General features: G+C 63.1%; 13 protein-coding genes. 4 read left to right on the top strand and 9 right to left on the bottom strand.

All coding sequences use genetic code 11. From position 1 onward, the window contains the following. Positions 1-3: 3 nt before the first annotated feature. The 8 genes from tagH to tssA form a co-directional block, all read right to left on the bottom strand. Positions 4-1,461 carry a type VI secretion system-associated FHA domain protein TagH gene (gene tagH, locus FJW03_RS01545; RefSeq protein WP_140763857.1) on the bottom strand — a complete coding sequence of 486 codons (1,458 nt, stop codon included), beginning with the start codon at positions 1,459-1,461 and terminating at the stop codon, positions 4-6. Beyond that, positions 1,458-2,525 (bottom strand): type VI secretion system baseplate subunit TssG, encoded by a 1,068-nt coding sequence (tssG, locus tag FJW03_RS01550; RefSeq protein WP_140763860.1) that lies wholly within the window; start codon positions 2,523-2,525, stop codon positions 1,458-1,460. Before tssG ends, tagH begins: the two co-directional genes overlap by 4 nt. Next, positions 2,489-4,363 (bottom strand): type VI secretion system baseplate subunit TssF, encoded by a 1,875-nt coding sequence (tssF, locus tag FJW03_RS01555; RefSeq protein WP_140763863.1) that lies wholly within the window; start codon positions 4,361-4,363, stop codon positions 2,489-2,491. Before tssF ends, tssG begins: the two co-directional genes overlap by 37 nt. A 1-nt stretch (position 4,364) precedes the next feature. Beyond that, positions 4,365-5,117, bottom strand: coding sequence for a type VI secretion system baseplate subunit TssE (tssE, locus tag FJW03_RS01560; protein ID WP_140608475.1), 753 nt, complete (start codon positions 5,115-5,117; stop codon positions 4,365-4,367). Further along, positions 5,104-5,553: an Hcp family type VI secretion system effector gene (locus FJW03_RS01565; RefSeq protein ID WP_181173249.1), complete on the bottom strand. Its 450-nt coding sequence runs from the start codon at positions 5,551-5,553 to the stop codon at positions 5,104-5,106. Before FJW03_RS01565 ends, tssE begins: the two co-directional genes overlap by 14 nt. A gap of 83 nt (positions 5,554-5,636) precedes the next feature. Continuing rightward, positions 5,637-7,142: a type VI secretion system contractile sheath large subunit gene (gene tssC, locus FJW03_RS01570; RefSeq protein WP_140763869.1), complete on the bottom strand. Its 1,506-nt coding sequence runs from the start codon at positions 7,140-7,142 to the stop codon at positions 5,637-5,639. Positions 7,143-7,145: 3 nt separating this feature from the next. Further along, the gene (gene tssB / locus FJW03_RS01575) at positions 7,146-7,682 is read right to left on the bottom strand and encodes a type VI secretion system contractile sheath small subunit (RefSeq protein ID WP_140763871.1); all 537 of its coding nucleotides are present in this window, start codon (positions 7,680-7,682) and stop codon (positions 7,146-7,148) included. Between the two features lie 5 nt (positions 7,683-7,687). Then, on the bottom strand, positions 7,688-8,863 hold the full coding sequence (gene tssA, locus FJW03_RS01580; RefSeq protein ID WP_140763873.1) for a type VI secretion system protein TssA: 1,176 nt from the start codon (positions 8,861-8,863) through the stop codon (positions 7,688-7,690). A 327-nt stretch (positions 8,864-9,190) separates the two neighbouring features. Here tssA and tssH point away from each other — a divergent pair, with 327 nt between their 5' ends. From tssH to FJW03_RS01600, 4 genes are all read left to right on the top strand, one after another. Next, positions 9,191-12,025 (top strand): type VI secretion system ATPase TssH, encoded by a 2,835-nt coding sequence (gene tssH, locus FJW03_RS01585; RefSeq protein ID WP_140763875.1) that lies wholly within the window; start codon positions 9,191-9,193, stop codon positions 12,023-12,025. Positions 12,026-12,461: 436 nt separating this feature from the next. Further along, complete coding sequence (locus FJW03_RS01590; protein ID WP_210240592.1) at positions 12,462-13,343, top strand: metal ABC transporter solute-binding protein, Zn/Mn family; 882 nt, start codon at positions 12,462-12,464, stop codon at positions 13,341-13,343. Then, a complete protein-coding gene (locus tag FJW03_RS01595; protein ID WP_140608489.1) occupies positions 13,340-14,134 on the top strand; it encodes a metal ABC transporter ATP-binding protein in 795 nt (264 codons plus the stop codon). Before FJW03_RS01590 ends, FJW03_RS01595 begins: the two co-directional genes overlap by 4 nt. After that, a complete protein-coding gene (locus FJW03_RS01600; protein ID WP_210240593.1) occupies positions 14,118-14,921 on the top strand; it encodes a metal ABC transporter permease in 804 nt (267 codons plus the stop codon). The genes FJW03_RS01595 and FJW03_RS01600 overlap by 17 nt, the downstream gene beginning before the upstream one ends. 42 nt (positions 14,922-14,963) lie before the next feature. On the opposite strand, the gene FJW03_RS01605 is transcribed toward FJW03_RS01600, so the two are convergent. Next, on the bottom strand, positions 14,964-15,665 hold the full coding sequence (locus FJW03_RS01605; RefSeq protein WP_140763879.1) for a hypothetical protein: 702 nt from the start codon (positions 15,663-15,665) through the stop codon (positions 14,964-14,966). Between the last annotated feature and the right edge of the window lie 60 nt (positions 15,666-15,725).

The following is a 15,725-nucleotide window of genomic DNA, read 5'->3' on the forward strand; positions in this document are numbered from 1 at the left end:
GTCCTACTCCTCTTCATATGCGTCCCTGAAGTCCGCGCCGATCTCGCCCAGGAAACTCGATTCCGCACTCTGGGCGATGTCGCGGTGGCGTTTCTGGTAGAGCTCCCACAGCTTGGCGTTGCGCCCGCCGGAGAGCAGATTGCCGATGGCGGAATTGGATTTGAGTTCTTCCTCGATAGCGGCCGGGTCAAAATGGTCGATCATGCGCCTGAGTGCGGCCTGCACCCCCCGCCAAGCGCGCACATGGTGCTGCGCGAGATCGCGCACCGCATCGGAAATCGCCGCCTCGCCGGCGAGAAAGCCCGGACTGCGTTCCGAGATGATGGTGACGATGACATCCTCGACCGTCGGCAGGAATTTAAGCGGGTTGACCTCGGAAGCACCGACCACCGTCTGGGCGACGCGGGCGCTTCCCTTCTCCTCGGCGCGCTTGCGCAGGAGTTGCATCAAGCCATCCAGCATCAGCCGGTATTCGCGCCCGAACTTTTCCATTTCGGCGATCGCATCGCGGCCGGGAAAATCGGCTTCGTCGACGCCCATGCCGCGTAAGAATGCGGCACGAAGCGCCATATCGGCGGAAGCAGGCCGTGCGGGGTGCGCCGGCTTTGACGCTGGAACGGCGCGGCGCGGCGGCGGTGATGCCGCTTCCTGCGCCGGCATATCCCAAGAATGCGCGGTTCGCGGCTTTTCAACCTGATGCTGCGCACGTCCTGCCAGGTCGGCGCCGTTGGTGAGAGGCGGCGTCGCGACCGGTCCAAAGCTGAAATCGTCATCGAGGCTGGCTGGCTTTGCCGCATGCTCGGGCGCATCGTTGCGCGAAGACATTTCACCAAACCCGAACGGATCTGGCTGACCTGGAGCAGCGGCACCGCTGGAGTCCGGCGTCGCCACCGGGTCGAGGCTGAACGGATCGTCAAAGGCGGGCGAACTGCGTTGGCTCGATGGGCGGTCATAAGCCCCAGGAACAGGCTGCTCGAACGGGTTCGGAAGATCCGCCGGGCGCGGCGGCCGCGGCTCTTCCTCGACCTTGGCCGAGAAGAAGTCGTCGCCGCCGATGCTGGCCGGCGATCGCGCTCCCGGCGATGACCACGCAGGCATGGGATGACTGGCGACCGGCGCAGGGCCGATCGACGTCTGGCTCGCTTTGGATTGAACCTCGACATAGACCACATAGTCGCCCATGCGCAGCCGCATGCCGCTCTGCAGCCGCATCGACCGGCCAGGTCCTAGAGGGCTGTCGGAATCGTCGACGAACAATCCGCTGCTCGACGTGTCGGTAACGAAATAATCAGCCCGGCCGCCGCTGATCTTGCAATGCGCGCGCGAGACGAACATGTCCGGGTCGTCGATCTGCCAGCCGGCATCGGCGCCGCGCCCGATCACCAATTCGCCCTCGTCCAGCCGGGTCTGCCTGACCACTTGCGAGCGCGGCCCCTGTTCCAGCGTCAGCAGCAGGCTCATGCGGCCGCCTCCGCCATTTCCGACCGCCAACCCACGATGGTGCGCAACCTGAGATCGTCGGCGTCACCCTTTTCGGCGGGCCGTGCCAGCCAGGCCGTCCGGCCAAGCTGGACAGTCCCGACCCGTGGCCGCGGCACGGCGTCGCGCGCGAGCACGACGCGCAGATCGACGTCGAGCGTCTCGCCGATCATGTCGCTCACCGCCTTCTTGAAAAGGCCAAGACGCCGTTCGCCGGGCAGGAACGACTTGAAGTCGTCGAGGCTGAGCGGGCCGACGCGCAATTCGATCCTGCTTTGGCGGCTGAAGACCCGCGGCCCAATCGTAGCACCGCGTCCGAGACCGGCATAGGCCTTGCCGAGACGCGTCTGCAGCGCCGTCGGTATGGTGATCCAGGCGGCGACGAATTCCTTGATCTGCACCGGTACCTTGAAGGCGGTGGCGAGAAACAAGGTAAGCCGCTCCACGCCATCGACCTGGTTGGCGAGCGATCCAGCCTGTCGCAGTCGCACAGTGTCTAGTTCGGGATCCTGCGTGCCGGGGAGGCCGATCCCGGACATTGCCTCCAGCATGCCGCGAACGCGCCCGCCGACGGAACGCTCGACCTGAACCGCCGGATGCGCGTCAGCCCAGGCGCGGTAGTAAAGCGCCATCATGCGGTGCTGCAGGATGTTGACGAAATCGACGAAGGTCGTGTCGCTGGTCTGCTCGGCGTCGGCCCCCGTGAACCAGCGCTGCGACAGCCGGTCGAGCACCCAGCGCGTCAGATGCAATGGCATCGGTCCTTCCGGTCCAAGCAGCCCGAGATTGGCGACGGTTACTCGCGCCGGGGCCTTGCCCCCGGTGTCATGGAGCCTGACGACATCCCGGGCCGAGAAGCTCAGGCGCACATGCTGGCCAAGTCTCGCCGGTTCGCGGTCGGCCGTTCCGGAATGGCCGAACAATCCACGGCGCTGCTCCAGGCGTCGCAGCAGCTCGAAAAAGTCGAAGCTCTCCGATAACGGTTCGGCTGCGACCGTTGCGGGCTCCTCTAGATCAGGTAGCGATTGCCGGGCGTCATCGGCCATGGCACATCCTCCTGCTTCTGCAACAACCGCGTGCGGGTCCGCACAAATCCGTTTATCCCAGCGTGGCGGGCGAACAGCCGCGAAAGCAGGGCCGAAAGCAGCAGCGAGCTTTGACCCGCCAGCACGGACTGGTCGACATGCAGTGTTATCTCGGTGCCGCGTCCGAAGCACATTGGCCCGTCGATCTGGAGCCGCTCGATCACCGGGCGCGAATCGATACGGACGATCGAATGCACGTTGCGGGCAAGGCCCGGATCGCCCCGATCGGCATAGAGGTCGAGCAAGGCATGCAGCGGATCGACGCCACGGCCTTCCTGGGCAAGGCTGAGGAAGTTGAGAGAGAGCTGCGCCACCAGCCGCCAGGCGAGATTGTCGGCGCGGGATTCGCCTTCAGCGCCGGCCGGCAGGGACGCCGGGATTGCCGGCTGCGGCGCCCGTAGTGCCCCGAGCAAGCGTACCGCTTCGACCGGATCGGCCGTCTCCAGCGTCAGCGTCGGCGTATCGTCCAGGATCGGCAGGTCGCGGTTGGTGCAGAGCGCCGTGATGTCTAGACGGTTGAGCGGCCGGTTTGGTGCGCTTCCTGCCGGGCGTGAGACGGCGATAAAGACATCGTCGCCCGTGTAGGAGGTGCGGGTCAGGCCCTCGCGCCGCTCGTCTTCCGTGGCCCGGCGCGGCCGTCGCTCGGTCGAATAGACCCAGCCGCTGCCGCTGTTCTGCCCCAGGCTGAACAATTCGGGAATTGTCGCCTCGCCGCTCTCCGCGTCGGCATCCTCGACCCGGGAGACCCGGAAGATCTCGAAATCCCGCGCGCGGGTGCGGTCGGCGTGCAGAACCTGACGCGTTTTGCGCGGATCGATCTCGATGACGTTGCATTCGCGTTCGAAGAGATTGATGACCGGCGTCACGAACAACTCGAAATCGGCGGCCGTCACATCCGCGAGCTCGGGCACGGGGCGGCGGAACAGGAAGATGATCTCGATCCCCGCATCGCACTTGCGCACCACCGGCTGGAGGCCGGCGACCCGCACATAATGGAAGCGCTCCGGGATCATGAAATATTCGCGCAGCAGCCGATATCCCTCGAAGGTCGGACGGGTGCGCGGCATCAGCGCTTCGTCGTCGCGGATGCCGACCATTTCGGGCTCGGGCAGCGCCGATAACCGATCGGTCTTGCCTTGGGCCCGCGCGCCGACGGCCGAGCAGGCGCCGAAGATTGCATCGAAAAGCATCGGTGCCTTGGCACGCCCGGCGAAATAAAGGTCGAGACGGTCGAGCGACAGCTCGCTGAGCTTGCCTTTTCCTGTCCGGGCGAGGGTGACGCGAAACGCCGCCTCGCGGCGCACATCACCGATCGGCGCGATTCCGGCGGCGGCGAGCGCGCTGCGATCCTGGAAATAGCTGACCGAGGTGATGGCGATCGGCCACAGCGTGACCTCCTGCGCGGTGGTGAAGGTGGAGCGCGTCGAAAGCCCTGGATGCAGGCCGGAGACCAGTCGTGTGCCGCGCGCGACGGCGTGGCCGGCGATCATCGACTGCACCTGCTGGCCGGGTTTCAGCACAGCCATCGCCGTCGCCGGCGCCGGTGTCACCAGATCCGGGTAAAGCACATCGAGCACGGCGCGCGAGAAGCGCGAGCGCTCCGCGTCGACTTTCAGACGGGTGCGCGCGGCCAGGAAGGCCACGCCGTCAAGCAGGCGTTCCACATAAGGGTCGGGACATGGGACCGTATCGAGGGAAAGATTGCGGGCAACCGCCGGATGCATGTCGGCGAATTCCGCCGCCAGCGCCCGGATATGGGTCAGTTCTTCTTCGTAATACTCCACGAAGACCCGATCCATCTCAGGTCTCCCGGAATTCGGTTCGTGCCAGGCCGTTGTCGAGATTGATCGTGGTGCGCAGCCGCATACGCTCCGGCGTCGGGGCCATGATCAGCACCGCGTCGATCTCGATCTTGAGGCCGACGTTCTTGTCGCCGAGCGTGACGTTGACGGTGGTGGCGCTTTCCTTCAGGCGCGGCTCGAAGGTGGCGAGCACCGCGCGGATTTCGCGCGCCAGCGCATCGCGGTCGAAATCCCGTGACGAGCGGCCGGAAAAGGACGGCACGCCATAATTGATCACGCTGCGGCGCACCTCCGGAAAGTCGGTGAGCGACGGCAGTTCGTCCAGGGGCTGTTCATGTTCGGCGTCGGAGAGCATCGGCACGGATTCGAAACGCTCGGTGTTGAACAGGGCCTCGATGTCGCGCCGCACGGCTTCTCTCAATACGCGCGCCGAAACGACCACGCCGCGGCTTTCGATTTCGGCGCGATGCTCGGTCTGGAAGGCCAGTCGGTGCAGGCGCCGTTTCTGCTCGGATGTGAGTTCGGCGTCGGTATCGACGGCGCGCGCGCTGCCGGCAAGAAGAGCCTCGACGCGCTCGTCGCCGAGTTCTTCATCCAGCTGACGGCGCAGCCCGTCGATCTCCGACGTCAGCCCCGGCAAGTCGTTGACGAGGCGGTCCCAGAGGGAGGGCTGGACCGCCTCGCGCTTTGCCCGCGAACTGCCGGCAAGCTGCGCCTTCGCGCCGGGCCGCTTGGCCTCACTTGCCGACATAGACGTCCATTTCGATCTCGTCGTCCTTGTCATAGACGAACTTGATCTTCTTATAGGCGAAGCTGACTTCTTCCTCGATGAGGTCCGCCTCGTCGGCGGCCTGCCGCATGTCGTATTCCATGATCGAGGCGTCGGTGAGCGTCACGACCAGATAGTCGCTGGTCTCGCCGTCAATGGTGCGGCGTGCCGAAAACACCACCTCGTCGAGTGCCTTGTTCTCGAAAAGAGCCTTCTTCAGATATGGCGACGACTTGTCGTAGTGCTTGGAGAATTTGATCATGCCCATCGACACACGGCCGCGTCGCGAAAGCGAGTTCGGGTCGTAGGGAGCAATCATCTTGTAATCGATGCCATGCACTTCGATCTCGTCTTCATGGCCGTCGCGCTTGCTAGGACCCTTGATATCCGGAACTTTCAAAAAACCATCAATCTTCATTGAAGGAGCATCGCTTCTCTCTGTGGTCGGCATTGTCTTTCTCCACCGCTTTCAAAACGAAACAGGATGACTTCACTGCGATTTCAGCCCTTCACCGACGGCAGTTCCGACACCAGCCGGAGGGATGCGTTGATGCCTTCCAGCTGGTAGTGCGGGCGCAGATAGAAACGGGCATTGTAGTAACCGGGCCGGCCTTCGACGCTGTCGACCTGAACCTCGGCCGCGGCAAGCGGGCGCTTGGCCCGCGCCTTGTCGTCGGCAAAGGCCGGATTGGCCAGCACGTACCGGTTGATCCATTCGGTCAGCCAGATCTCCATATCGGTGCGTTCCTTGAACGAGCCGATCTTGTCGCGCGCGATCGCCTTGAGGTAATGCGCGAAGCGCGACACCGGGAAGAGGTAGGGCAGGTTGGCGCTCAGCCGTTCGTTCGACTGGGCGTCGGGGTCGACCAGACGCCCGGCCCGCGTCTCGTCATCCTGAAGCGAGTGCGCGCCGATGAAGGCTGCGAGATCGGTGTTCTTGCGATGCAAGATCGGCATCAGACCGAGCTTCGCCAGTTCCGCCTCGCGCCGGTCGTCGATGGCGACTTCGGTCGGGCATTTCATTGCGACCGAACCGTCGTCCGTCGGGAAAGCGTGAACCGGCAGGTTGAGCACCGTGCCGCCATTCTCGACGCCGCGGATCTGTGTTCCCCAGCCATAGAGCTTGTGGCTGCGGTTGATGTTCACGCCCATCGGGAAAGCGGCGTTCATCCAGACATATTTATTGTGGTCGCCACCCACCTCTTCCTCGAAGGTGAAGCCCTTCACCGGAACGGTTTCCGAGCCGTAGGGCAGGCGTGCCAGCACGCGCGGCATGGTGAGCCCGATATAGCGTGCGTCCTCGCTCTCGCGCAGCGACTGCCATGAGGCATAGGCCGGATTGTTCACGATCATCTGCAGGTCTTGCGGGTTCGGCAGTTCCTGCCAGCTGTCCATGCGGAACAGCCGCGGCGAGGCTGCCGCGATGAACGGCGTATGCGCCGAGGCACAGACGCCCGAGATGTTGCGCAGCAGACCGACGTCACGTGGATGGTTGGAAAACTCGTAGGCGCCGAGGATGCAGCCGATCGGCTCGCCGCCCAGCATCGAATACTCGTCCGTGTAGACTTTCTTGAAAATCGGGCTCTGGTCCCACATCTGGCCTTCATAGTCTTCCAGCGTGTCGGCCAACTGCTCCTTGGAGATGTTCATCACCCGGATCTTCAGCTTGGTATCCGTCTCGGTATTGTTGATGAGATACCAAAGGCCTCGCCAGGTGCCTTCCATCTCCCGCACTTCCGGGGCATGCAGGATCTCATTGACCTGCGTCGTCAGCATCTTGTCTATGCCCGCGATCAGGGATTTGATCGACTTGATCGCATTGGACGAGATGCTCGTCGTCTCGGAACGGGACTGAGCGGCCAGCGCCAGGTTGCGCACCAACTGCTGCAGCTTCTCACTGTCGTCCTTCTTGACCTTGAAATCCTTTTCAAGGAGGCCGCTGAACTCGCCAAGATCGATGGCTTCCGCTTCGGCGGTAGCGGCTGCGGTCTTTTGCTGTTCGGCCATGACTTACTCCTCGCCCTTGCCGTCAGAGATCGCCTGGCTGGCGATCTTGCTCAGCAGCGGCTCGTTGTTCAGAAGCTGCGCGATGCGTTTTTCGGCATCGACGCGGCCATCCATGAAGCCCAGCAGTTCCTCGAGTTGACGCCGCATCTTGAGGATCTCGGCCAGTTGCGGCACCTGCTCGGCAATCTTGTCCGGCGCGAAATCACCCATTTTGGAGAAGGTGAGATCGATCGCCAATTCCTCGTCCCGCTCGGCGCCTTCCGCTTGCGGCAACGTGTTCTTCACGCGCGCCTTCACGCGCGGCCCCGTCGCTTCCATGAATTTGGGGAAGCGATTGGCGTCGGTTTCGACGAAATTGCGATCCAGAACCGACTTTGACGCCTCCTTGGTCTGCGAGGCGCCGGAAAGGTCGGCCATGACAGCCATGACGAACGGCAACTCGATCGTCGTCGGGCTGCCATAGGTTTCGACGTCGTAGGCGATCTGCACGCGCGGGGCGCGGTTTCTTTCGATGACCTTCGCTTTGCTCTCTGCTGGCATGCCTGTTACCTTTCATCCTTCTGGGTCGGCTTCTTGGGATCGGGGACACCGGCAAGCAGCCGGAATTCCTTCAGCCCCGACGGGGCGAGATCTTCCATCAGTTCCACGAAATCCATGTGCACCATCCGACGCACGCGCCGGGCGAGATGCGGGATAGGACTCGACGGTTCGGTGCGGTCGTAGAATGCGACCACCAGATCGAGGCATTTGACGACCTCGTCGCGCGAGTTGATCCGGTCAGGCAGGCCGGTGCTGGCTTCCACGGATCTTGCCGCACTTGCCATCGTCTCGGCTCCATGACCGTTTCGGGGTGGCGTCGATGCCGGTGGAGACGCCTGGGGGGCAGGCTTTGCCTGACCGTTGGCCACGGCGCCGGCGCTGGAATTCCGCTCCAACGTCGTCAGCATGCGCTGCAGGAACTTCTTCAAATCCGGAATGGCCGCGCCAGTGCCGTCGATGCGGGCATTGAGCGCGGTATCCACCGCCTCCAGCGCCGAAATCGCGGCGCGCGCGTCGGCCAAAAGTGTCGTGACGGTGTCCGCTGCCTGATCGAACTGCGCCGTGCATCCTGTGCGAACCCGGTTCAGCATCTGGTTGTGGGCGGCCGTCAGGGCCGCCTTTTCGGCGGTCCCCAGGCCGGAGGCAGCTTCCTGGAGCATGACGCGCTCGTCGAGTGCTGCCTGTTCCAGATCTCGCCCGCTGATCGGCCCGATCGCGCGCGGTGAGAAGAAGACAGTCTGCCTAAGGTTCGCCAGCAGGCCTTCCTGGCCGTTCTGGAGGTCAAGCAACGCATTGATGCGTCGCAGCGCCGCCTCGCGCGGCGTGGCACCTGTCCGCAAAGCCGGATGCATCGTATCCCAATACTGGTCGAAAGTCTTTGCGATCAGGGTCAGCCCCAGGGCGAGGCCGGCGAGCCTCTCTTCATTGGCCAGAGCGCGCGTGACGATGACCAGAAGGCGCAGATCCCGGCCGCGCGACTGCAATTCTTCCGCTTTTTCGAGGACGGCCGCCCAGTCCACCGAGATGGTCGACTGCGAAGCCTTGTTGCCGCCGTCGTGGATGACCTTGAGCTGGGCTTCCGTGAGCCGCTCCAGCTCGTGGAAAGCCGGGTCGTTGCGTAAATCCTCTCCCGACGGATTCGCACCGTCCAGAGGATTCAGCCAGAGTGCTAGATCAATCACACGTACCCCCAGCAGGCGGCCCCGTGACTCCGATGTGACGCAACGTTATCATCGGTCCCACGCCACGACAATTGAACACATGCTCGAAAACTAACAGAAGCTGAATGCCTCACTTATCTTTCGGCGAAACCCCTTGGGCGACTGGCGGATCAGGCATGTAAAATGGTTCGCATGGTTCGAACCGCAATCGTCGCAGGAGTGTGCAAGGTTTGTGTAACCGCGCGGTGCCGCCCGGATAAGCTTCGAAGAACTCGCTCGTCATACGGCTTTGTCAAGCAGCCGCTTCTATGGCAGGGTATGGCCAGCAGATTTCGGGGGCAGGTTCAGATGGAACAGCGCCGGTCGTCGCAAAGTTTCAAGCGCAAGGAACTCGTTGCGAAGCTCAATCCCACGGGGGTGCGCGCGTTCAAGGCCGCAGCGGACACGGCCAAGCTGCGCGGCAACCCCTATGTCGAGCTCGCCCATTTCGTCCAGCAACTGGTGCTGTCCGAGCGCTCGGATGTGCAGATGATCGTCGCCGATGCCGGGCTGGATGTCAGCCGGCTGACGGCGGACATGACCCGCGCCATCGACAAGCTGCCCTACGGCGCGACCTCGGTGGAGGAATTCTCCGACCATATTTTTCACGCGATACAGGAAGGCTGGAACCTGGCCACGCTGGAATTCGGTGTCGAGGAGGTACGCAGCGCGCATATTCTTCTCGCCTGCCTGAAGACACCGGTGTTGGAAGGGCTGGTTTCGAAGATCAGCGCTGAATTCGACAAGATCGACGCCGACGGGGTCATTGCCCGCTTAGCCGATGTCACTGAAGGCTCGCTCGAAGCTGGCTCACCTCCCGCCGCCGCTGCCGAAACACCATTGAAACGCGGCCCAGGCGGGGATTCGGCGCTCGCCAAATACGCCACCGACCTCACTCAGCGCTCCCGTGACGGCAAGATCGATCCGGTCGTCGGTCGCGATCCTGAAATCCGTCAGATCGTCGATATCCTGATGCGGCGCCGGCAAAACAATCCGATCCTGACCGGAGAGGCGGGTGTCGGCAAAACGGCGATCGTCGAGGGCTTCGCCTTGCGCATCGCCGAGGGCGACGTGCCGCCGCCGCTTCAGAATGTCAGCGTGCGCATGCTCGATGTCGGGCTGATGCAGGCGGGTGCCAGCGTCAAGGGCGAGTTCGAAAAGCGGCTGAAGGCTGTCATTGACGAGGTGCAGGCCTCAGAGACGCCGATCATCCTTTTCATCGACGAGGCCCACACACTGATCGGCGCGGGCGGCGCGGCGGGAACCGGCGACGCGGCCAATCTCCTGAAGCCCGCGCTGGCGCGCGGCGAGCTGCGCACGATCGCCGCCACGACGTGGGCCGAATACAAGCAGCATATCGAGAAGGATCCGGCGCTGACCCGTCGGTTCCAGACGGTCAAGGTCGACGAGCCTTCCGAAGCGGTGGCCGTGCTGATGTTGCGCGGTGTCGCCGGCGTGCTTGAGCAGCACCACCAGGTGCAGATCCTTGACGAGGCGATCGAGGCTTCGGTTTCCCTTTCACACCGCTACATCCCGGCCAGGCAGCTGCCGGACAAGGCGGTCAGCCTCCTCGACACCGCCTGCGCCCGCGTTGCCGTCTCGCAGCATGCGACGCCGGCCGAGGTCGAGGACATCCTGCGCCGCCGCCAGGCGCTCGAGGTGGAGAAGGGCATCATTGGCCGCGAGGCAGCGATCGGCATCGAAGTGGCCGACAGACAGGCCCGCGTGGAAGCCGGGCTGGCGGAAACCGAGACCACCCTTGCGGCAGCGCAAGCACGCTGGGATCGGGAAAAGGCACTTGTGACCGAGATTCTCGACCTTCGCGCCAAACTCCGTGGCGAGGGCATGCCGCTTGACGTGGTGGAGGACGGCGAAGCTGTTCCGGGCGAAGCTGTCGAAGCGCCAGCGGCCGAAGCGCATGAAAAGAAGGCAACTGGGGCCAAAACGCCGGAGTCCGAGGCGGCTGAGCCCAGCGGCTCGAAGACCGGATTCACGAAAACAAAGGCGGAAAAGACGGAGGCCGTTGTGGCCCACGAGCCTGCTCCTGTGTCGGATACCGTTACTGATCTGGCACGACTGCGCGAACTGATGGCGGAACTTGCCGAGGCGCAGGGCGAGACCCCGTTGATCCTGCCGTCGGTCGACCGCAATGCCGTGGCGGCCGTTGTCCAGGACTGGACCGGCATCCCGACGGGACGGATGCTGTCCAGCCAGACCGAGAAGGCACTCAATCTCGCCGCCACCTTGTCCGAGCGCGTGGTCGGTCAGGACCATGCTATGGAGATGATCGCGAGACGCGTCCAGACCAGCCGCGCCGGCCTCGGCGCGCCGGAAAAGCCGGTCGGCGTGTTCCTGCTTTGCGGCCCGTCCGGCGTCGGCAAGACCGAGACAGCCCTGGCGCTGGCCGAAACGCTTTATGGCGGCGAGCAGAACCTTATTTCGATTAACATGTCCGAATTCCAGGAGGCGCACACGGTCTCGACGCTGAAGGGCGCGCCACCCGGTTATGTCGGCTATGGCAAGGGCGGCATCCTGACCGAGGCCGTGCGGCGCAAGCCCTATTCGGTGATCCTGCTCGATGAGGTCGAGAAGGCGCATCCGGACGTGCACGAGATCTTCTTCCAGGTCTTCGACAAGGGCATGATGGACGACAGCGAGGGCCGTCGGATCGACTTCAAGAACACGCTGATCCTGCTCACCTCGAATGTCGGCTCCGAGGTCATCATGGACCGCACGAAGAACGGCACCTTGCGCGCCGGCATCGACGATCTGGACAGCGCCTTGCGCGGTCCGCTGCTGAAAGTGTTTCCTGCCGCTTTCCTTGGCCGGGTCGTGACAATCCCTTATTATCCGCTTTCCGATGCGATGATCGAGGCGATCACCAGACACCAGTTCGGCAAGATCGCGCGGCGGCTCAAGGCAAGCAACGATGCCGAGCTTGTGATCGGCGACGGCGTCATGGATCTGGTCAAGGCACGCTGCACCGAGATAGAATCTGGCGGACGCATGATCGACGCCATCCTGACCAACACGCTGCTGCCGGAGTTGAGCCGCCGCGTGCTCAACCGTTCACTCGAAGGGGCGAAGATGACAAAGGTCACCGTGGGCGCCTCGGCGGAAGGATTCATCTACTCTTTCGAATAGACTTCGATTGGAACCGGCCATTCGAGCATTCGCACGCCGACAAAAGCGCATTACCCGACGTCGTTGCCAAATTTCCGTGTCAGGCTATATCTCACCAGTTGGTGGAGACCGCCTCCATGAAACAGAAGAATATTCGTCGACCAGGCGAATCGTGACCGGGTAGACCGTCACGATAGATGCGCAGTTCGGCCGGCGATCAGCTTCCGGCAGTCAGCGATTCGAGGACGCAAGGGTTCTATGGCGAGCACCGATGAGTGAGGCGGATGTGCCCCGACCAGGAGACGACCTATCGAACCGGATGGTTTTCGGATGACATCTGTGCGGCATGGTCGCAGTCAGGCAGATCGGCCATAATGTTAACACAATGTTATACCGTTACCTACGGGTGAAGCGGGGCAAGCCGGTCCGGCCTCTCGAACTGCAAGAGGAGAAAGACATGCGTTCCTTTCCATTCGCGGCGGCGCTGCTGTTCGCGGCGACGCTGCTGGCAGGCGCTGGCGCTCGCGCCGAAGACAAGGTGAACATCGTCGCGGCCGAGAATTTCTATGGCGATCTCGCCCGCCAGATCGGTGGCAGCCACGTTTCCGTGACCAGCATCCTTGCCAACCCCAACGACGACCCGCATCTGTTCGAGACCAGCCCCTCGACGGCGCGTACTGTCGCCGACGCCAAGATCATCATCTACAACGGTGCGGACTATGACCCTTGGATGGACAAGCTTCTTTCGGCCTCGACCAGCACGCAGCGCACGACAATCGTGGCCGCGGATCTGATCGGCAAGAAGTCGGGCGACAACCCGCATCTGTGGTACAATCCGGTGACGCTGCCGGCGATCGCCAAGGAACTCGCCGCCGATCTTTCGAAACTCGATCCTGCCAACGCGGCGGATTATCAGGCCAATCTGGCGAAGTTTCAGTCGTCGCTGGATGCAATCAACAAGCAGATAAATGACGTCAAGGCGGCCTATGGCGGGACCGCGGTAACCGCTACGGAGCCGGTATTCGGCTACATGGCTGAAGCCCTCGGCCTCAAGATGTTGAATTACGACTTCCAGGTGGCGGTCATGAACGACACGGAGCCGAGCGCGACACAGGTGGCGGCGTTCGAGAACAGCCTGAAGGACGGATCGGCCAAGATCCTGTTCTACAATTCGCAGGTGACGGACGAGGCGACGACGCGCCTTCTCGACCTTGCCAAGCAGAACAAGGTCACCGTCATAGGCGTCACCGAGACGGAGCCCGCCGGCCAGACGATCCAGTCGTGGTTCGGTGGCCAGATCGGCGACGTGCAGAAAGCCCTTGCCGCGCGCACGCAATGAACGTCATCGCCTTCGACAGGGTCACATTGACCTATGGGGGACGTCGGGTGCTTTCCGACGTCTCCTTTTCCATTCCGCAAGGCGCGTTCGTAGGGCTGCTCGGTGCCAATGGCGCCGGCAAGACGACCATGCTGCGCGCCATCCTCGGACTTATCCGCCCGGCCAGTGGAGCGATTTCCGTTCTTGGCCGGCCACCGACACGCGGCAATCCCGTTATAGGCTACATGCCGCAGGCGCGCCGCATCGTGACCCATGCCGGCATCAGCGGCTTCGATCTCGTCGTCACCGCGGCGGGCGGCCATCGCTGGCGCTGGCCGGCGGCGTCGGCGCTCGAGAAGGACATGGCATGGAAGGCGCTGGAAGAGGTTGGCGCGGCCGATATCGCCAGGAGGCCATTCGCGGAGCTGTCGGGAGGCGAGCGGCAACGTATCCTCATCGCCCAGTCCTTGATCGGCGACCCCAAGCTTCTCCTGCTCGACGAGCCGCTGATCAGCCTCGATGCCGCGCATCAGCGCACCATCATCGAACTCGTCCATGAAGTCGGCGAACGGCTGGGCATCGCCGTGATTTTCTGCTCGCACGAGATCAATCCCTTGCTGCGCGTCGTCGATGCCGTGCTCTATCTCGGCAACGCCAGTGCCGCGATCGGCAGCGTCGATGAGGTCATCAACGGTCCGGTCCTGTCGAAGCTTTATGGCACGCACATCAACGTGGTGCGGGTAGCCGGGCGCATCTTCGTCATGGCGGACGGCATCGAGTTGGAAGGCGCTGCGCATGTTCACGATGTTTGACTACGAATTCATGCGCAACGCCTTCGCGGCTTGCACGGTCGTCGCCATCGTGACCGGGGCGGTCGGATATTTCCTCGTGCTGCGCGGCCAGACTTTCGCCGGACATGCGTTGGCCCATGTCGGATTTCCCGGCGCGACAGGCGCCGGCTTGCTCGGCCTGTCGCCATTCTTCGGGCTGACCATCTTCACCGTTCTGGCCGGTATCGGCATCGGACTTCTGGGGGAACGAGCACATCGTGACGTCGCGATCGGCATCGTGCTGACGCTTTCGCTCGGTCTCGGTTTGCTGTTCCTGCATTTCTACACCGCCTTCGCGTCACAGGCGACGAATGTGCTGTTTGGAAACGTGCTCGGCATAAGTTACCGGACAGTCATCATACTTGCCGTCCTGTCCGTGGTGATCCTGGCGGCGTTGATCTTCATTTCCCGGCCCCTGCTCTTCGCCAGCCTGCAGCCCGAACTGGCGGAGGCGAAGGGCGTGAACCTCGATTTCGTCTCGACCATGTTCATGATCATTGTCGCGGTGACGACTGCCGAGGCGACCCAGATAGTCGGCGTGCTGCTCGTTTTCGCGCTGATGGTCGCCCCGGCGGCAACAACGCTGCGCCTGGCGCGCGGCGTGCTGCGAGGCATTCTTATTTCGATCGCGCTAGCGGTCGTCATCGCCTGGACCAGCCTGTGGCTTGCTTTCCTGACCGATTGGCCGACGAGCTTCTGGATCACGTCGCTCGGAGCAGCCGCCTATCTGGCTGCCGGCCTCATCCAGCGTTGGAGGGCGGCGCATTGACGGGCAGAAGGACCACGCGTTTCTTCAGGCCTGCCGTGCCGTTCACGGTATCGACCTATGCGTGTCTTGCTTCAAGGGATCGCGCGGCCGGGTGAATTGCGGAGCAGGCGGCTCGTAGCGGTATTTGCCAGGGCTCGACCCGTTGGATGGAGCCTCCGATGGTTGGGGCATGGCTGCTGGAGGCTTGGTGGCGATGGCCGCGCCTGCGAGCAGAAGTCCGATCGCGACCAGCCAACTGCCCAGGATGCGTGCGCCGATCGTGTACCATGCAGGTCGGAAAATCCGCCCGGTCAGGCCGATTGCGACGATGACCCAGAGGGCAATGATCGTCCCAACCAGCGGGATTCGAGGGTCGTTCACGGTAGGGTCGGTGAGCTTTATGACGACGGCAAAAAAAGCGCCGATCAGCGCCGCCGCCACAGCGATTGTCCAGCCTCTGAAACGACCGGAAATGATAAGGACGATGCCAACTATCAGCATCGAAAATGGCGCAGTGAGGAAAGCGTGAGTCGTCGCTCCCGGCACATCGGCCATAAGGGCAAGATATCGATCGTAAACCAACGCCCCGACCAGTTCGCCCAGCAGGAAGGTCGCGAGTGTGAAAACTCGAAGCCTCACGCCTACCAAAGCGGTTGCAACGCCCAGTCCGACCAAGGGCAGGATGCGTTCGGGCGAAAGGGCGCTGTTGAGGATCCACCATGATGTCTGGGTCCTTTCGGAGGACGCTGCGAGCGCGGCGATCATGGCGATCCCGGCGACAGCCAGAACCGGGCCCGACCATCGAAGCAGGAATCGCCCGGCCGA

The sequence above is a fragment of the Mesorhizobium sp. B4-1-4 genome, assembly GCF_006439395.2.
In the GTDB taxonomy this organism is placed as follows: Bacteria; Pseudomonadota; Alphaproteobacteria; order Rhizobiales; family Rhizobiaceae; genus Mesorhizobium.